The 17,480-nt window shown below is 58.5% G+C and carries 20 protein-coding genes; 8 read left to right on the top strand and 12 right to left on the bottom strand.

Features of this window, described 5'->3' with window-relative positions; genetic code table 11:
• Nucleotides 1-15 precede the first annotated feature (15 nt).
• The 7 genes from ACEN93_RS05080 to ACEN93_RS05050 are packed head-to-tail and all read right to left on the bottom strand — an operon-like array spanning nt 16 to nt 6,310.
• Nucleotides 16-1,383 carry an ATP-binding protein gene (locus ACEN93_RS05080; protein ID WP_039767076.1) on the bottom strand — a complete coding sequence of 456 codons (1,368 nt, stop codon included), beginning with the start codon at nt 1,381-1,383 and terminating at the stop codon, nt 16-18.
• Complete coding sequence (locus ACEN93_RS05075) at nt 1,380-2,042, bottom strand: response regulator (protein WP_085687674.1); 663 nt, start codon at nt 2,040-2,042, stop codon at nt 1,380-1,382. Before ACEN93_RS05075 ends, ACEN93_RS05080 begins: the two co-directional genes overlap by 4 nt.
• A gap of 11 nt (nt 2,043-2,053) precedes the next feature.
• A complete protein-coding gene (locus ACEN93_RS05070; RefSeq protein WP_495611141.1) occupies nt 2,054-2,698 on the bottom strand; it encodes a tetratricopeptide repeat protein in 645 nt (214 codons plus the stop codon).
• Nucleotides 2,695-3,504, bottom strand: a complete 810-nt coding sequence (locus ACEN93_RS05065; protein WP_414882843.1) for an SDR family oxidoreductase — start codon at nt 3,502-3,504, stop codon at nt 2,695-2,697. The genes ACEN93_RS05070 and ACEN93_RS05065 overlap by 4 nt, the downstream gene beginning before the upstream one ends.
• Nucleotides 3,491-4,165 carry an iron-containing redox enzyme family protein gene (locus ACEN93_RS05060; protein WP_414882844.1) on the bottom strand — a complete coding sequence of 225 codons (675 nt, stop codon included), beginning with the start codon at nt 4,163-4,165 and terminating at the stop codon, nt 3,491-3,493. The genes ACEN93_RS05065 and ACEN93_RS05060 overlap by 14 nt, the downstream gene beginning before the upstream one ends.
• Nucleotides 4,162-5,643 (bottom strand): AMP-binding protein, encoded by a 1,482-nt coding sequence (locus ACEN93_RS05055; protein ID WP_163975678.1) that lies wholly within the window; start codon nt 5,641-5,643, stop codon nt 4,162-4,164. The genes ACEN93_RS05060 and ACEN93_RS05055 overlap by 4 nt, the downstream gene beginning before the upstream one ends.
• Nucleotides 5,633-6,310, bottom strand: coding sequence for a thermostable hemolysin (locus ACEN93_RS05050; RefSeq protein ID WP_495611140.1), 678 nt, complete (start codon nt 6,308-6,310; stop codon nt 5,633-5,635). The genes ACEN93_RS05055 and ACEN93_RS05050 overlap by 11 nt, the downstream gene beginning before the upstream one ends.
• Before the next feature lie 205 nt (nt 6,311-6,515).
• Here ACEN93_RS05050 and ACEN93_RS05045 point away from each other — a divergent pair, with 205 nt between their 5' ends.
• Complete coding sequence (locus ACEN93_RS05045) at nt 6,516-7,070, top strand: cytochrome b (protein ID WP_495611139.1); 555 nt, start codon at nt 6,516-6,518, stop codon at nt 7,068-7,070.
• A 209-nt stretch (nt 7,071-7,279) separates the two neighbouring features.
• Here the strand turns inward: ACEN93_RS05045 and ACEN93_RS05040 are convergent, their stop codons facing one another.
• Complete coding sequence (locus ACEN93_RS05040) at nt 7,280-7,858, bottom strand: DUF4337 domain-containing protein (RefSeq protein WP_169430773.1); 579 nt, start codon at nt 7,856-7,858, stop codon at nt 7,280-7,282.
• 513 nt (nt 7,859-8,371) lie between these two features.
• Here ACEN93_RS05040 and ACEN93_RS05035 point away from each other — a divergent pair.
• On the top strand, nt 8,372-8,734 hold the full coding sequence (locus tag ACEN93_RS05035) for a DUF6124 family protein (RefSeq protein WP_039767057.1): 363 nt from the start codon (nt 8,372-8,374) through the stop codon (nt 8,732-8,734).
• 67 nt (nt 8,735-8,801) lie between these two features.
• On the opposite strand, the gene ACEN93_RS05030 is transcribed toward ACEN93_RS05035, so the two are convergent.
• Nucleotides 8,802-9,158 (bottom strand): hypothetical protein, encoded by a 357-nt coding sequence (locus ACEN93_RS05030; protein ID WP_495611138.1) that lies wholly within the window; start codon nt 9,156-9,158, stop codon nt 8,802-8,804.
• Between the two features lie 172 nt (nt 9,159-9,330).
• Here ACEN93_RS05030 and ACEN93_RS05025 point away from each other — a divergent pair, with 172 nt between their 5' ends.
• The 4 genes from ACEN93_RS05025 to ACEN93_RS05010 all read left to right on the top strand — a co-directional run bounded on the left by ACEN93_RS05025 (nt 9,331) and on the right by ACEN93_RS05010 (nt 12,631).
• A complete protein-coding gene (locus tag ACEN93_RS05025; protein WP_039767056.1) occupies nt 9,331-10,860 on the top strand; it encodes a phospholipase effector Tle1 domain-containing protein in 1,530 nt (509 codons plus the stop codon).
• Nucleotides 10,860-11,516, top strand: a complete 657-nt coding sequence (locus ACEN93_RS05020) for a DUF2931 family protein (RefSeq protein WP_039767054.1) — start codon at nt 10,860-10,862, stop codon at nt 11,514-11,516. The genes ACEN93_RS05025 and ACEN93_RS05020 overlap by 1 nt, the downstream gene beginning before the upstream one ends.
• Before the next feature lie 10 nt (nt 11,517-11,526).
• Entirely contained in the window at nt 11,527-12,183 is a 657-nt protein-coding gene (locus tag ACEN93_RS05015) for a DUF2931 family protein (RefSeq protein WP_495611544.1), read from the top strand.
• Between the two features lie 133 nt (nt 12,184-12,316).
• Nucleotides 12,317-12,631, top strand: a complete 315-nt coding sequence (locus tag ACEN93_RS05010; RefSeq protein ID WP_246883710.1) for a hypothetical protein — start codon at nt 12,317-12,319, stop codon at nt 12,629-12,631.
• Nucleotides 12,632-12,774: 143 nt separating this feature from the next.
• On the opposite strand, the gene ACEN93_RS05005 is transcribed toward ACEN93_RS05010, so the two are convergent.
• The 3 genes from ACEN93_RS05005 to ACEN93_RS04995 form a co-directional block, all read right to left on the bottom strand.
• Nucleotides 12,775-13,014: a hypothetical protein gene (locus ACEN93_RS05005; protein ID WP_011334704.1), complete on the bottom strand. Its 240-nt coding sequence runs from the start codon at nt 13,012-13,014 to the stop codon at nt 12,775-12,777.
• A 72-nt stretch (nt 13,015-13,086) separates the two neighbouring features.
• Entirely contained in the window at nt 13,087-14,190 is a 1,104-nt protein-coding gene (locus ACEN93_RS05000) for a DNA alkylation repair protein (protein WP_495611137.1), read from the bottom strand.
• A gap of 2 nt (nt 14,191-14,192) precedes the next feature.
• A complete protein-coding gene (locus ACEN93_RS04995) occupies nt 14,193-14,798 on the bottom strand; it encodes a glutathione S-transferase (protein ID WP_495611136.1) in 606 nt (201 codons plus the stop codon).
• Nucleotides 14,799-15,207: 409 nt separating this feature from the next.
• Here ACEN93_RS04995 and ACEN93_RS04990 point away from each other — a divergent pair, with 409 nt between their 5' ends.
• Both ACEN93_RS04990 and ACEN93_RS04985 read left to right on the top strand, forming a co-directional pair.
• Entirely contained in the window at nt 15,208-15,612 is a 405-nt protein-coding gene (locus tag ACEN93_RS04990) for a TraR/DksA family transcriptional regulator (RefSeq protein WP_039767046.1), read from the top strand.
• Nucleotides 15,613-15,840: 228 nt separating this feature from the next.
• Nucleotides 15,841-17,445 carry a methyl-accepting chemotaxis protein gene (locus ACEN93_RS04985; protein WP_495611135.1) on the top strand — a complete coding sequence of 535 codons (1,605 nt, stop codon included), beginning with the start codon at nt 15,841-15,843 and terminating at the stop codon, nt 17,443-17,445.
• Nucleotides 17,446-17,480: the final 35 nt, after the last annotated feature.

Genomic DNA, 17,480 nt, shown 5'->3' with positions numbered 1-17,480 from the left:
GGTCCCAAGACCTGTTCAACCGGCGGGAATCGACAGCGTCGCCCGCAGGCCTCCCTCGACCCGGTTTTCCAGTGTGATCCGCCCACCCAGACGCGTTGCGATGGTATTGACGATGGTCAGCCCCAGGCCCGCGCCCTCGGGATTGCCCCGGCTGTAGAACCGTTCGAACAACCGCGCCCGGTCCGCTTCATCGATACCCGGCCCCTGATCTTCAACGCTCAAATGGTAAAAACCGTCGGTCTGGGTCAATTGCACGCTGATCACGCCAAGTTCGGGAGAGAAGTTGGCGGCGTTGGTAATGAGGTTATTCAGGGCGATGTCGATGGCGGCGGCATCGGCGAACGCTGGGAAGGGTTGGTCGCTGACGTCAAAGGCCAATTCCAGATGCTTGCTCAGCAGCCACGGCGTGAGTTGCACCAGACTATTGCGCACGGTGTCGCCAAGGTCGATGCGTTGGTTGGCAGGCGCACTGGCCTTGGGTTCGAGGCGGGCCATGGTCAGCAACTGATTGACCAGTCGGCTGGTGCGATCCACCCCGGCGATCAGAAATTCGAGTGACTCGCGACGTTCCTGCTCGGTGCCAGCCTCCAGCAGGTTTTGCGCATGTACCCGCAGTACCGCCAGCGGCGTGCGCATTTCGTGGGCGGCGTCGGCGATGAACCGGCGTTCCCGACCGAGCACTTCCTGGATCTGCGCAAGCATGCGGTTGAGTGCGGCTTGCATCGGTTCCAGCTCGCTGGGCAGGGGTGTCAATTGCAGCGGTTCGAGGGAGCCGCTGTGCCTGGCGCGTAGCGTCGCCGCCATATTGGCCAGGGGCTTGAGCCCCCAGCCGATGGCCAGCCAGATCATCGCCGCCAGCATCAGGCTGCCGATCACATTCGGCCACAGGGTATGGCGGACGATCCGGTCAACCAGATCCGCTCGCACGTCGCCACGTTCGCCCACCCAGATGCGCAGCCCGTTCTGTTTGTCTTCCAGGACAAACGCCCGCCAGTGGCGCTTGTTCAAATCCACCACATCACTGAAGCCTGGCTGGATCGGCGGCGTGCTGAAGGAGGGCGCGCTGGCGGTATGCACCAGGACCTCGCCCTTGGCATTCCAGACCTGAAAGGCGAGCTTTCTTTCGTAGGGATGGCCGTCACCCTTGGGCACGGCTTCAGCCAGGGCCGAGTTGAACGCCCGATAAAGATCCGCGTGTTCCTGCCCCGGCAACGGCATGCGCATCACCCCTTGCAGCAAGCGTGCGTTCTGCGCCAGTTGCGCGTCGTAGACCTCGGCGATTTCGTGGTTGCTGTCGTGCAGGTTGAACAGGCTGAGCACAGTCAGACCGGCGAGCATCAAGCCGATGATCAGGGTCAGGGTGCGGCGCCGGATCGAGGTCATCGGCGCTCCTCCACCAGATAACCCACGCCGCGAATGGTGCGGATCAGGTCGGTGGAGAATTTCTTGCGCAGGTGATGAATGTGCACTTCCAGGGTGTTGCTTTCGGCTTCTTCGTTCCAGCCGTAAAGCAGTTGTGTGAGGTGGTCGCGGGTCATGACCCGGCCCGGCGGCGAGAGCAGTTCGTGCAGCAACTGATATTCCTTGGGCGTGAGCACCACCGGTTGGCCCAGATAGCTGACTTGCTGGGTGCCGGGGTTGAGGCTGATGCCGGCATGTTCGATCAGCATCTGCGCCCGTCCGGCACTGCGCCGCAGCAGAGCGCGCAGGCGGGCCTTGAGCTCGGCCAGGTCGAAGGGCTTGATCAGGTAATCGTCGGCGCCGGCGTCCAGCCCCGCAATGCGGTCTTCTGTGGCATCGCGGGCGGTGAGGATCAGCACCGGCAGGTTCGAGCCGCTGGCGCGCAGACGGCGTAACACTTCGAGACCGTCCATGCGTGGCAGGCCGAGATCGAGCACCGCCAGGTCAAAGGTCTCGCTGAGCAGGGCGTGCAGGGCGCTGCTGCCGTCCTTGAGCCAGTCGACGGTGTAGCCCTCGCGCCCCAGCGCCTGATGAATGCCCTCGCCGAGGGCCACGTCATCCTCGATCAGTAGTAAACGCACACGGACTCCTGTCAGTCGAGTTTCTTGTTCACGTCCACCAGCAACGCGGCGATCTCTTTGCGGCGTCCGGCATCGGCACTTTCCCGGCCTGGGCGAGGAGCGGCTTGCAGGGCCTTGAGCAGCGCTGCTTTGGCTTCAGCGTAGCGTTTTTGACGGTAAAGGTGATCGCCCCAGAAGTACAGACTGTCGATTCCCTCGGGGTTGAGTTGCAGGGCTTGTTTGAGCAGTTGTTCAGCCTTGTCGCTGTCACCAAAACCGATCGGCCAGCCCGGTACCCGGTCGTACAGCGCGGCGAGGCTGGTGTAGGCCGAACCTTGCAGCGCCTTGGGGTCGAGGGTCAGGGATTTTTCCAGATCGGCCTTGGCGTCCTTGGTTTTGCCCAGGGCTCCGAGCCCGCCCTCGGCACCGGCCCAACTGCTGGTGACGATGCCTTTCCAGATCCAGGCCTCGGCAACGGCCGGCCGTTCGGTGGCGAAGTGCGTTGCCTGGACGGCCAACTGTTCAAACGCAGCGGCGCGCTGTTTTTCCGGTGTTTCGTACTGGATGTGCGCCCAGCTCTGCTGGATGCTGCTGAGGCGTTGTTGATCGGCGGCGTCCAGCGCCCAGACACTTTGACTGAGGGCGCCCAGCAGCACACAGGCGAGAAGTTTTTTCATGGTTTCGGCGTCTCGTTTTCAGGTTTTTCACTCAGGCGACGGATCAATGGCAATTGCTTGCGCAGACCGCGATCCACCAGATTGGGCAGCAGGCTGTTGAGGCGTACGAAGAAGCGCTCCGGCCAGCCCAGATAGAGGTCGCGGCGATCACCGGCAATCGCATGGATCACGGCGGCAGCGACGGCTTGCGGATCGTCGACGCTGGATTTGAGTGCGTCGTTCAATGCCTGGGCGGCGGGGCTGTTCATGGCGGTGCGTGTGGCGCGGGGCGCCACGTACAACACACCGACCCGGGTATCCGCCAACTCTCGGCGCAAGGCCTCGGAAAATCCGCGCAAGGCAAACTTGGTGGCGCAATAACTGGCATAACCGGGATAGCCGATCGACCCGTAGGTCGAGCCAACGTTGACCACCATGGCACTGTCGGCCTGCTTGAGCAGCGGCAGCAACAGCTTGGTCAGGCAGATCGGTGCACCGATGTTCACCGCCAGCATGGCGTTGATGTCGCTGTCGTCGAGCTGTTCCAGCATTGCGAAATGATTGACCCCGGCGGCGTTGATCAGCAGGTTGATGCCGCCGATGGCCTCGGCGGTGGCCAGCACCTTGCGTCGGTCGCTGAGGAATGTCAGGTCGGCAGCGACCCAGCACAGGTTCTGTGGGTAAAGATCGAGCAACGGGCGCAGCGATTCCTGATGCCGCGCGACCGCCAGGACCTGCGCACCGGCAGCGCACAGGGCACGCGTGATCGCTATCCCGATGCCGCCGCTGGCACCGGTCAGCACCACACGGGCTTCATGCAGCTGCATGTTGAACCTCCGCGTCACGGGGCAGGCCGCGGAACATGTCGGCGTAGAGACGATAGACGACTTTCGAGGCATGAATCACCGCCGCCTGGTCGGCCGGATCTTCCAGCTGATTCATCAGCCGGCGATAGGTTTGCATGTGCTCGATGTCCAGCGAACCGTGGGAGCTGAGGTAGCTGAACGCCGTTTCCGGCAGGGCCAGACGTTCGCGGATGCTGCCCGCCGCATGGGTGGCCAGGGCGATGCTGGTGCCCTCCAGCACGTTGACCATGCCAAACAGACCCACCGGATTGCCTCGGGCGATCAGGTCGTAAAGAAAGCTGACCATCAGCTCGATCGGCAGCGACGGCTGGCCATCACGCACCGCGTTACGGTCACCGCCACAGGCCTCGATGTCGTTGAGCACCCATTGCTCATGACCGTATTCGTCCTCGATGTATTCGCACACGGCTTTGCGCAGCCATTCCAGGTGCGTTGGCAGGCGCGCGCCGCAAGCCATCATCAAGGGGACGGTGTGACGCACGTGGTAGTAGGCCTGGGCGAGAAACGCGCGATAGCTTTCAAGGCTGACCTTGCCTTGCAGCGCATCGAGGATGATCGGCAGATTGAACAGCTCGTGGCGTTCCTGGTGCGTGGCTTCTTGCAGGGTGTCGAAAAAACTCATGATGCGGATTCCTCGGAAAAGGCGGATTCGGTAAGCACGGCGCGGTACTGCGCGACGATTGCCTCGCGGCGCGGGCGACCGTTGGCGGTGAGCAGGCCGTTGGTGGCCGTGAAAGGTTGTTCGAGGCGTGTCCAGTGATGCACCTGGGCGTAATCGGGCAAGGCCTCGTTGGCAGCGGCGATGGCGGCTTCCAGTTGTGCATCGGTGCAATCAGGGCGATGTGGCCAGAGCAGGGCGTGGTTGTGCGGCAAGGCCTCGCCATACACAAAGGCCTGGGCGATGTGCTGGCGCTGAGTCAGTTCGGACTCGACCCATTCCGGGTTGACGTTGCGCCCGAAACTGGTAACGAACTGATGCTTCTTGCGGCCCTTGAGGTAGAGAAAACCTTCCGGGTCGAACTCGCCCAGATCGCCGCTGGGCCACCATTCATCGCTGTACGTCGGCTCGCCAAGGTAACCGAGCAAGGTCGAGCCTTTGATCAACACCTCTCCGTCTTCGGCAAGGCGCACGTCGACATGGGGCAGGGGCCGCCCGACACTGCCCGGACGACGTTCGCCGGGTCGGTTGAGGCAGACCACCGAGGCGCACTCTGACAGGCCGTAACCTTCGTAGACCGGCAGGCCGATTCGTTGCGCGCGGTGCAGCAGATCCTCGGAAACCCGTGCGCCACCAACGGCGGCAAAACGCAGCGATTGCGGATCGAAGGCTTTCTGTTCGGCAGCGCTGACCAACAGCAAAAGCAATTGCGGCACCAGGATCAGACTCTCGGGCGCCCGGTGGGCCAGGCAGCCCAGCAAACGCGGCAGGTCGACGCCGCTGGCGCCCTGGATGCCCAGGGTTTTCTGACTTGGCACGCTCAGCATCGCGCCGGCGTACAGGGCCGCGTAACAGCCAAGGTTTTCCAGCAGGATCGCCAGCGGCAGCAACGCCACGTGATGTTGAGGGGCTGTGGGTTTGCTGGCCTCTTCCAGCTCCCGAGCGACCCGCAGCAGACTGTCGGCGCTCAGGCACACGCCTTTCGGTGTGCCGGTGGTGCCGGAAGTGAACGTCAGTTTGGCGGTGCCGACTGGCAGGCGGTTCGGGCCTTCAAAAGCGCGGCACCAGAATTCACCGCGTTGTTCATAACCGGCGGCGAGCAATTCTGGCTCCAGCTCCGGTTCGGCGATCACTCTTTCGGCCTGGCTTTGTTCAAGACAATGGGCACGTTGTGCCGGACTGAAGAACGGCGGCAGGGTCACGCACGTCAAGCCTTCAAACAACGCCGCCAGATCCCAGAGTATGGCTTCGACGCCGTTGTCCAGCGCCAGGGCGATAACCTTCACGTTTTCATCGCGCAAGCGCTGCTGGCGGTACATCACCTCGGCGTACAGCGTGGTGTAACTGATTTTCAGCGTGTCGCCCCACAACGCCAGGGCGTTGTCATTGCGCCCTGCGTGGCTGCGCAGGGTTTCCTGAAATCGTTGACGTTCAAGCGACATGGCAGGCTCCCTCAACGGATGTCGGCAATCCCAGCCGGCTAAACAGACCGATGTTGCGCAGATGGATAAAGCCGGCGCGGATATTGCCGACATGCACCCAGGGTTTGCTTTCGTAGTAACTGCCCCAGTGGTGACGGTCATCGCCCAGACGCTCCGGGTCAGCGGCGCACAGCGTCACCGGTTTCAGACCCAGACGATGGAAGCTGTTGACGAGGCCGATATTGCCGGTGAAGGTCACCCATTCCAGACCGCCCATGGCCAGCAGGTAAGTGAGGGCAATGATGCTCAGACGCGCACTGCCGGTGTCGTTGGCGGCAAGGTTGCCGACTTCGACAATCGCGCTGCGCTCCACCGGTCGCTCGGCGGCTGCGCTGATCAACGGCTCGATCGGCTCATCCAGGTAGAGTTCGAGAAACAGCGATTCAAGATGCGCGCGGCGTACGCCGGCCACCGCGCACAGGTCGCCGGAGTCGTTGTGCACGCCAAACAGTTCGGGCATGAAATGACGAATATCGGCGCCATGGGCCTTGCGAAAACGCTGTTGAATGAACGCTTCGAACGATGCCCGCTGAGCGTCGCCCGGCAGCGAGCTGGACAATTGCATCGGTGGTGTTTCGGCATGGCCGAAGTGCAGGGGCAGGGGGATGTTCCAGTCAGAATCGGGCATGGGCTGAAGGCCTCCCTCAATAGGTTTGAGTGGAGTATCCGGGCCATTTCTTAACGAAGTCTGAAGGTGAAAAAAGGTTAACGAACGTCGGATCTTCAGATTGTCTTAAGACTGTCACGGCAGTGTGACGCCGTCGGTCCGCCCGGCAACCGGATCGAGACAGCCGAACGAATCGGCCTTCGCTTACAACAATCACGAGGCAACTATGACCCGCGACCTGGCCGCACCCCGTTATGGAAAACTGTCGATCACCTTGCACTGGCTGATGCTGGCGCTGTTCGTGGGCGTGTATGCCTGCGTTGAAATAAAAGGCTTCATGCCCCGAGGCAGCGAAGCGCGAGGCCTGTTAATGGGCCTGCACGGAATGTTCGGCGCGAGCATTTTTGTTCTGGTTTGGGTGCGCCTGTTTGGCCGCCTGACGCCACGTCCGCCGATTATCCCCAAACCGCCTGCCTGGCAGACGGCAATCGCGCACCTGATGCACCTGGCCCTTTATGGGCTAATGATTGTTACGCCAGTGCTGGCCTGGCTGATGCTTGCGGCCGGCGACAAACCTTTTCCGTACTTTGGCTTCCATCTTCCAGCCCCGGTGGCTATCGACCCGGACTTTGCCAAACGCCTCAAATACTGGCATGAACTGCTGGGCAGCACCGGCTACTGGCTGATCGGTCTGCATGCGGCGGCGGGGCTTTTTCACCACTATTGGGTGCGGGATAACACCTTGGTGCGGATGTTGCCGGGGCGTAGCAATTCGCAGTAGGCCTGTTCGGATCGACTCCTGGAAGGTCGCCATCCTGGCGCCTGCCCGCCGCATGACCGTGCAGGTAGTGATGTCGGGGGCATTGGTGGTGAAGCAGGCATTGGAGAGCGTGGAGCCGAAGGGGCAGAGGCCGTTCCCAAGCGAAAACGAACAGATTCATGCACTGAGTCTGTTCCTTTTTTCGTCAGCTTCAGCGGTTTCGCCCTTTTTCAGATATGCAACCAGGCCAAGGAGCCCAACATGACACCCAGGCCCGCCGCCCCAAACGAGACCCGTCTGAGCCATTCCTTGCGCGTCAGCAGGGTGATGGCCGCCAGCGAAATAGCGATTTGAATCGCGGTCATGGCCTGGGCCCAGCGGTGATGCTGATGCAGGACCTGCTCTGACTTTTCGTCCCACTCTCGCGCCTGTTGCTCAAGTGTTTCCGCCTTTTTGCGCGCTTGCTCTTTCTGCTCGGCATAGCGCCGAGCCTCGGCAACATAATGAGCGGAATCCAGTCCCGGAAGATGGCTGGCCAGCTCCGACAGGTTCTGCCGACTGGACTTGGCCTGGTAATAGCTCCACTCGTTGGCCGCTTCGGTCTTCTGAATGGCCGCGTTGTTTTTGTCCATGGCCGCCTCACTCTCCGTCGAGCCGGCCTGATAACTCATCAGGGCGCCGACCGTCGCCATGATCGCCGTCATGACCGCAATCTTGCTGGCAAAGCGATCGCCTTTTGCGTGGGCGTGATGGGTGGTGTGTTCAACGTGTTGCTCGTGAGGACTGGGGACTTCGAACTCTTCAGGCATGACGGTCGGACTTGGGTTGATGGGGAAATTTGCGCGGATTATGCCGGGTGGCCGGTTTTTTAGACACAGGGGAATGGTGGTGTCTGGGTGAAAGCGGACGGCCTGATTTACGTATTCCCGTCGGACTGCGAAACAGTCTTTTTTGTCAGATATTAAACACAGAATACGTGGCCTGTTTATGCGTGGTCTTTCGTCACATCCCGATGCCCACAACGCCTTGCGCCACGCCCTACACCTAAGACAGAATCCGCCGGCTTGTGCGTCTGGACTTCCGACCGTAACTTGATTCCCGTCACTGCCCATCAGTGATCGGGTCTGCAAGCCCGCCGGAAAAACCAGTCGCACAGCCTGCCAAAAGGACGCTCGTTCGCGTCCGCTCAATGGCGGCTTTGTGCGGGAGACCCTCGGGTCTGCCGGGTGCCTGGTTTCCCGGTCTTGCAGACCCGCACATGGCTGCCACCCATCATCTGCAAGTGATGCTGGTAGCTCCTATTGAAAATCAGGAGTTTCACCATGATCAAACCCACACCGAATCCCCCGGAAACCGATCCGGTTTCACCCTACAGATTCCCCGACTCCCGAACCCTGAACGAAGCCGCCGAACGCGCGCTCGATCATTACCTCACTCCGCAGCAACGGGTCATGGGGAGTCATCACAAACACGATCCGATGTACCTGGCCAATCCGGCGTATGACACCGAATCACTGCTCGCCAATGCCAGCGAATCCCTAGGCTCGGCCAGCGAAATGCTCAACAACTTTGCGGCCACGCTGGAGCCCGCTCACCGTAAGACTGCGATAGGGATTGCGCAGATTGTGATGCTCGGAGAATTGGCGGTGAATCAGGCGTTGGATAACGTCGAACTGAAGACTTAAGGCTGTCCTTCAGTAAAAAGGGAGCAGATTCACTACCTGAATCTGCTCCCTTTTTTGTTCGTTAAGCTCAACCGTTGGTGTTTGCTCTCTTTTCCGCCGTCACGATGCAAGCCTTGTAGAAATTGGAATGGAAATCGCTGATCGCTTTCTGTTGCAAACTCTCGCTTGAGTATTGAGGAATCTCGTACGCCTCGCGAATCAACGACTTGAACACCTCACCCACATACTCGTTCTGCTTACCTGCCGCTTCGGCCAGTTCCAACACCGAAGCCATGGGCACGCCTTGCTGCCTGGTTTTCATGACCTGTTTGGCCGAGTTTTCTATTCGTTGGCACTCTTCGAGCTCTTCCTGCGGTACGGGAGAGGCAAGAGCGGAAAAACTGATGGCGAAGGTTACTGCTGCTGCCAGACATTGTTTGTGCACGAGGTGTCGTCCCTGGTTTTGAGGCTGAACCATATCATTCGTGGCTCGGCGCCACCATTGCAGGCAGGGAGAAAGAGCGCCAAGTGCTGGCACGCGGCCACGCCTTGCGCCCCCCGATTTCCGCTGTCACCCTTCGGCCCGTTCTTCAAGGATCAGAAGAAGGAATCAAGGATTGAGTGGCTACATTCCCAACCCGCCTAAAAACTATCGCAACAAAGGAACCGACCCCGTCGATATTCATGCCCAGCGTTGGGCTGAATATGAGAAACACGGGAAGGAACCGGCATCGGCTCGTGAAAAGATCGGCATAGCCCTGCGGATCGGAGTGTTCTTCGATGGGACGGGGAATAATGCCAATAATGCTGCGGCCGGGCTTTTGTGTGGTGCTCATCATCCGATTGCGGCTCAAGATATTGATGCGAGTTGCAAGCCGTATATGAGTGATCCGGACAGTAGTTATGGCAACGATGTCAGCAATATCAAAAAGCTGAGTGAGCTGTATGACGCGGTTCCTGTAGCGCAAGGGGGACGAGCCTCCCGCGTTGTCTACGTCGAGGGCATCGGCACGCGATCTGGCGAAAAAGACAGCACACTCGGTGCTGGTACCGGGCGCGGAGAAACAGGTGTCGCAGGGCGAGTCGAGTCCGTGTTTCCCATGATCCAACAAGCGATCAATCGAGTCCTGGAAGATAACCCGGACAGTGAAATCACCTCACTGACGTTCGATACGTTTGGTTTCAGTCGTGGCGCCGCAGCCGCACGGCATTTCGCCAACGAAATTGTTCGCACCAGTCGCGGCCCTCTTGGTCATGTACTGCGAAATCTACCGAGAGCATTCGGTCCTAGATTCAATGACCAGTATAAAAGCGACATCAATATGGGGTTTATCGGCTTATTCGATACAGTGCCCTCGATTGCTGGTTGGTCGAATTTGGGAAACATCAAAAGTCCAATTGCGACGGGTATCAAGCTTTACCTTGATCGTCGTTTTTTCAGTGATGTCGCTCAGTTGGTTGCTCGTGATGAATGCAGAGCCAACTTCGCACTCAGTCGCGTCAAACCTGATCATCTGGAGATTATTCTGCCTGGAGTGCATTCCGACATCGGCGGGGGGTATCTGGAGGAAGCGCAGGAGTGTGTTCTTGTTAGCCCAATGCAAACACTGATCGTGCCATTGAACACCGACGTCGTGACTACCTCGATCTACAGCGATGCGGTTAATGTTAGAAACCAGTGGTTATCCAAGGGATGGCCTGCAGACATGCTTGAGATTGTGACTCCAGAAGCGCTTCTGGTGCCGAATAGTCCGCAAGATCGGCTGAGTCCAAGCGCTAAACGTGTTTACGCAGCTGTACAGCTCAAGCGTCCGGTGAGTGGCATGCTATCCAGGGTTTACCTGAGAGTGATGCATCATCTGGCAAAAGAGAAAGGCGCTCGATTCAACGATATTCCTGACACTCCGGATTTGACCGTCCCCGCAGAACTTCAAGCTTTGTGTGATCGGTTCGTTGCGGGTGACTACAGCACCACGCCTGAAGAGGAGCAGTTGCTGAAACTCAAGTACATTCATATGTCCGCAAACTGGAACCATCCACTCGGCCGCAGAGATGGCAGCGGACTAAATGCGGTATACATCAACGCCCCTACCGCCGATGCCATCCGCGTGCTACACCCACACGTACCTGATTGGACGCTTTGGTAATGAGAGTTTTTGTAACCCTGTTTTGTGCTTTGTTCATGACTGGCTGTCAGTCTGCGGACCCGCTGTCTGCCAAAAGCGACCCTAAGTCCGAGTCGTGGGAGCTCGCATTTACTGAGCCTTACTATATGAAAGTGTGGGTGGAGGACAGTGCCGTCGAAGATATAAACGGCAAGCTGTTCAAACGTACGGGAGGAGGTACGGCCGCTGGTGGGGAGCCTGAAGACGGTAAAGAATCTGCACGTGGATGGCACGCTGTAGGCGCTGCTGCAAAGCCAGTAATTGGTGCAGATCTCCCCAAACGCATTTACGTGCGTTGGCAATCGATTGTCGAACCTCAGACCTATAGTGTTTGGTTGGATGTGCCCGAAGAGGCCAGACAATTAATGAGAACGTCGGTCGATCAGCGTTGTCCGGAAACTCCGAAGGAGCAAGCGAGTTATTCCGCTTCTATCTACTTGGGACTGGCTCCCGGCGGGGTTGTACAAGTCTGGGTCAGGGACTCGTGCCACCATCCAGTGAGAGTGGCCAGGGCCAAAGCCGAAATCGAACCGCTTGGTCCGAGCCAGGGTAAGAACCAAGGGCGTTACGCTTATCCGGTCAGTGAGAAGTCGCAACGCTACATTGAGAAATTTGGCATTCCGTACGGCAGCTGGTAACAGTCAGCAAATGAGGCCATTCATAAGTTTTCTATGTGTGGTGTTGATTGCTGGTTGTCATTTGACCGATCCGTTGTCAGGCGAAAATGATCCCAAGTCCGAATGGTGGGAGCTGGGTTTCACAGAACCTCACTACATGAAGGTTTGGGTGGAAGATACTTCGGTGGAAGACATCAAAGGAAGAACGTTCCTGCACACCGGCGGAGGATCCGCCTCGGGCGGACAACCAGAGGATGGCACAGAGTCAGCCCGAGGTTGGCATGGCGTAGGCGGCTCTGCAAAGGCAGTAGTAGGCGCCGATCTTCCCAAGCGGATCTTCGTTCGTTGGCAATCTATTGTGGAGCCTCGGACCTATCGTGCTTGGGTTGATATACCGGAAGAAGCCAGGCAACTAATGCTGACATCGGTCAACCAGCGATGTGCGAAAACTCCGGAGGAAACGGCCACCTATATTTCTTCCGTTTATTTAGGGTTGGCGCCGGGCGGAGTTGTGCAAGTGTGGGTTAGAGACTCTTGTCATCACCCGATCAAAGTGGCTAGGGCGCAAGCTGAGATTGAACCGTTGGGGCCAAGCCAAGGCAAAAACCAGGGGCGTTACGCATATCCGGTCAGTGAAAAATCCAAGCGTTATATCGACCAGTTCGGCATTCCATATGGCAGTTGGTAATTCTTGGAAACGGGGGGAGTCGGAAAAAATAGAGCGGGTCTTTTGATAAATAGATGCGTCCCCATTTTTCGATTTTTTGCACGTCCCCATTTTTTTTAGCATTTCTTTGAAACGATCCTTCTATGGTGATCAAATGCTGGATGCCACTTTGAAGATAATAAAAGCTACTCGCTTTGATGACATCGACCACGACCTCGGGTATGAGTATCGTGGTTATAACTACGAAATACAGAGCGAAGAGGATATGTTTCTGATCAGGATTTACGATGACGAACCCGGACAGGCAGCGGTAGTGCGTCCGACGTCGATGTCTAAAAACAAAAAGCTAAGAACGTTAGTCGAGCTTTTACAGTCCGAGCTGGGCGTGTCCAGGGTCTCGCTTTACAAGGGGGATATAGGTTCTTACGCCGAGATCAATCTTGACAGTTTGACCTTCCTTCCCGCCTGAAGCCGGCTGTGAAGGGGTGCCAAGCGTGTTTAGATACTTTTGGTCAAAATCAGTCAGAAAGTAAAGTCGTAAATTTTTGATCGGTTGCGAAGAGTTGAAAGCGTCGAGTTGGATTAGTCGGAATGACGCATAGGTGTGAAGTTTTATCTCTTGTTGAACATTTCATACACCCATTTAGCCAGCTCCTCTGGTGATGTTGTCTCTTTTCTCAACACTTCATAACCGCGATCTCGCGCAACGATAGCCAGTTTTCCTGAGTCGGAAATTTCAACATACGGCCCGCCAAACTCATCGATTTCAGTGGTAAGGGGGAAGCTGCTGTACGGATTTCTCCGTTCAATCGCATATTTAAAAAAGCAATCGACTATTTGTTTAAGCTTCATGGCCAGGTCCTTGGATTTTTTTGTTGGCTAGTCCACGTACGAGAGCAACGTCAGAGAGAATCTTTCAGTCCGTCAAAAATCGATGTCAACCGCTGTACTCCCCAACCGCTCCCCATTAACCACCACATGCACCGCATGCACCCCCGCATAGTGCTTGCGCGTAGTGAAATCCTTGATCACCTGTCGCCGCGCCACAACCTCACTCCCAAACCCTGCCAACTCCAACGTCTTCAACTTGAAAACCTTCGCCGAAGTCCCGCCATTCGCCTTCACATAGTCAATCGCATAATCAATCACCAGCCGCTGTTCAACTGGCACCAACGATCGAACGGTAAACGACAAGGTAATCGTCTCCCCAAGCCGCACAACCGCCGGTTCCACCTTCACATCCAGCAATTCAACCTCAGCCTTCGCCCCAGCGCCTATAACCGTGAGCGCCCGAGAATTCCCCTGTTTGATCAAACTCCGCAACGCATGTCTGGCAATCCACGCCGTGTGCCTGTTCTCCAGTGACCACCCCTCAACCGTATCCAGCACCCATTCCGGATGCTCCTTGGTTACATCATTCAAATGATTCGCCACGGACTTGCGCACGTACAAACTTTCATCCGCCTTCAACCGGTCGAGAATCCCGGCAGCCAACAGCGGATCCGCCTGCACCGGTTCCAGGCGAAACGACCACGGCAGGCGAGGGCGGCTGCCTTCGCTGGCGAGGCGGCGGACGTGGTGGTTTTCGTCTCGTGCCCAGTCGTGCATCCGTTCCAGCGAGCGTTCCAGGTCGCTGCGCAGGAAGTGGCGGATGGCGAATTCGGAGGAGCCGAAGGTGGTGAAGTACTTCAGGGCCTCCATCGAGGTGTCGAACGCGTGCGCGCCGTAGCTCGCGACGTAGTGCGGCAGGCTCATGCTGACGAAGCCGCTGTTCAGACGTGGGGCGAGTTCGCGCAGGACGGCGAGGGAATCTGCGTAGTCCAGTGGCAGCACGGCGTGCAGGCTTTCGCTGACGCGGGCCATGCGTTGCATGACGGAGAGGTCGGCGAGGCCGTCGTTGGCGTGCTTGAGAAACGCCTTGGCCTTGAACGCCGGGTACACGGCGCTCATTTGTGTGGCGATGTGTTGCAGGCGTTCGGCGTTGAAGATTTCTTTCAGGGCTGGGGCGGTGGTTTCGGTCGTGCTCATGGTCAGGTCATCGGGGTGCTGATGAACGCTTGGGTGCTTTCGGCGTACGCGGTGTATTGGGCGATGCGCGGGAAGCGTTGGGCGTCGATCTGGTCGGGGACGACTAAGCTGGTGAAGCTCCAGGCGATGGCGAGGGTGATGCCGTCCTGATGGAGGGAGCCGTCGGTGGGCAGCGGGTGCTTTTCGAGTTGGTGTTCGAGGGCGGTGAAGGCGGCGGCGAGTTGGCCTTCGACGCGTTCGACCCACGGCTGGTATTGAATGTCGGCCGGGCGCAGGTTGCGTTCGTAGTAGAGCTGCACGGCTTTTTCGCAGGCGGCAAGGCCGAGGCCGGTCAGGCGCAGGGCTTTGGCGCGTTGCGGCAGGTCGGCGGGCAGCAGGGTTTTGCCGGACAGGGCTTCGAGATAGTCGAGGATGAGGGTCGAGTCGATCAGCACTTCGCCGTCATCAAGGATCAGGGTCGGCGCCTTGACCACCGGGTTGATCTGCTGGAAACGTTCGAAGTGGCGGAACACCGAGACCGGGTCGTGTTCCAGTTCGACCCCCAGGCATTTGGCAGAGATCGCCACGCGGCGCACGTAAGGGGAGTCCAGCATGCCGATCAGTTTCATGACGCGTTCCTTCTAGTCGAACCGGGGAGGGCATAACGTAGCCGAGGTTGGGGGGATTTGTCAGTCTTTGGGAAGGGCTGGTGTCGCGGTCAACGACTGTAACGAATTGCGACAAAGCGCCGCTCGTCCGACGTTTGTCTTCTATATACAGCCGCTAGACTGAATTTCTTGCTATAAACGCACTCCGATGAGCGCTGTGAAGCCTGTGTCAGAGCAGTTTCCGGGCCTTGTCGGACAAATTCCCGGTATTTACAGTTGCTGAGGCCTCAAACGGGCCTTAGACTGCCGCCCCTTCGTAAATTGAGTGCCGGGTGGCGTTTGCAATAAACGATGCCTTTCCGATGACCGCAGGCGGTTCGCCGGAACGCTCCCTAATTCGCCTTAATGCACGTTTTTTATAGAGATATCAATGACAAAGGACAAGTTGCTGGCCATGCCGGCAGATGACTACATGAATGCCGAGCAACACGCTTTCTTTCAAGAGCTGTTGCAGAACATGAAAGTCGAAACCCATGAGCGCATTGAGCAGAACCGTATTGCCATCGAAAGCCTGGACACCCCGGCTGACCCGGCGGACGCCGCATCGGTGGAAGAAGAGCGCACCTGGCTGGTAAACGCGATCGATCGCGACCAGCGCATGCTGCCGCAACTCGAGCAGGCCCTTGAGCGTATCAAGGAAGACAGCTTCGGCTGGTGCGACGACAGCGGCGAGCCGATCGGCCTGAAACGCCTGCTGATCAGCCCGACCACCAAGTACTGCATCGAAGCTCAAGAGCGTCACGAGCAGATCGACAAGCACCAGCGTCAGGCCTGATTCCTGAGGCGACCCCTTCAATGCGGGTCGTCGCGAAAAGATCGCAGCCTTTTGCAGCTCCTCCGGGAACTGCAAAAGGCTGCGATCTTTGCTTTTTCTCGTCTGCCGGAAAGTCTCCCCGCCATTCCATTGACCTGCCACAGACCCACGACTAACGGACCATGGATAATGGCGTTGTAGTGGCGTTTAATGCAGTCACAACAATGAGAACAAGCGTGGGGTAACAAAATGACGAGAGATGGATCTCTGGTTGCGGCTCTGCCTGCACCAGTTGTTTTGCCGAAGAATCGCTGGCTGACGCCGACCCTGCAAAGCATCGCCCTGATGCTGTTGCTGGCCGGGATGAGCCTGGGCGAATGGCCGTTGTACGTCGGCATGCCGCTCGCGGTGCTGATCGTCTGGCTGCCGCGCCTGCGTTCCCGGCCGGTCCCTGATGCGCAACCGGTCGATAGCAGCAACGCGATGTCCGAGCTGACTCGCGACCTTTCCTACACCACCAGTCATAATGCGCTGTCAGCCGCCGGCGTGGCATTTTCCGTCAAGGAATTGGCCGGCAAGCTGCAATCGCAACTCGACGCCGCCGCGCAGATAGTCAACAACGCTCAAGTCATGATCGCCACTGAGCAGGCCACTTCGCAGCTCAGCCGTGAAGCCTTGGGCGCTGCCAGCGAAGCCCATCACAGCAGCGCGGCGGGGCGCACCGAGCTGGTGGATTCCATTTCGCGCATGCATCAGCTCAGCCAGCGTGCCAATGCCAGCCGCGAACTGATCGAAGCTTTGAGCCAGCGCAGTGACGACATTCAGCGCGTGACGTTGGTGATTCAATCCATCGCCAGCCAGACCAACCTTCTGGCATTGAACGCCGCCATTGAATCGGCCCGGGCCGGCGAGCACGGTCGTGGATTTGCAGTGGTCGCGGACGAGGTACGCGGCTTGGCGGCGCGTACCGCGACGGCCACTGGCGAAGTGGGCGAGATGGTCGCCGACATCCAGCAACGCACGGCGCAGGTGGTGGAACAGATTCGCCAGCTCTCCGACGATTTGCACATGGGTGTCGAGCAGGTCGAACACACCGGTCAGCACCTGGAAAACATTGCGCGACTGGCGGCCGGGGTGAAAACCCAGGTTGGCGAAATCGCCCGAGGCGCGGAAACCAATCGTGAACAGCTCGACAGTCTGTTCACCGCCATCGAACAGATGCGCAGCGATCTTGCGATCAGCGACCAACAGACCCAGCGCCTGGCCGAAGCCGCGGTGCAGATGGAAGGACAGGCAGAAACCATCAGCGAACGTCTGGCAGAAGTCGGGCTGGATGACTATCACCAGCGCATCTACGATCTTGCCCGCGAAGGGGCCAGTCAGATTGCCGCGCGGTTCGAGGCCGATGTCGAGCAGGGACGCATCAGTCTTGAGGACCTGTTCGACCGTCAGTATCAGCCGATTCCAGACACCCAGCCCGCCAAGTTCCAGACTCGTTTTGATCGCTACACCGATCAGGTGCTGCCGGCCATCCAGGAACCGTTACTGCCGCGCCACGAAGGCCTGGTGTTCGCCATCGCTTGCACGCAGCAGGGTTACGTGCCGACCCACAATCAGGCGTTCAGCCAGCCGCTGACCGGGGATGTGCAGGTCGATACCGTGAACAACCGCACCAAACGCAAATTCGCCGACCGCACCGGCATCCGCTGCGGCAGCCATCAGCAACCGGTGCTGTTGCAGACCTACACCCGTGATACCGGCGAGCTGATGCACGACCTGTCGGTGCCGATCATGGTCAAGGGCCGGCATTGGGGCGGGTTGCGTCTGGGCTATAAACCGGAGAAGCCGCGCTGAGCCATTGTTGCCGGAACTGCAATTAAGCTGTGCAG

The organism is Pseudomonas sp. Pseusp21 (assembly GCF_059492145.1).
Note: the sequence above shows the minus strand (reverse complement) of the source record. Positions and strands in the feature narration are given on the sequence as shown.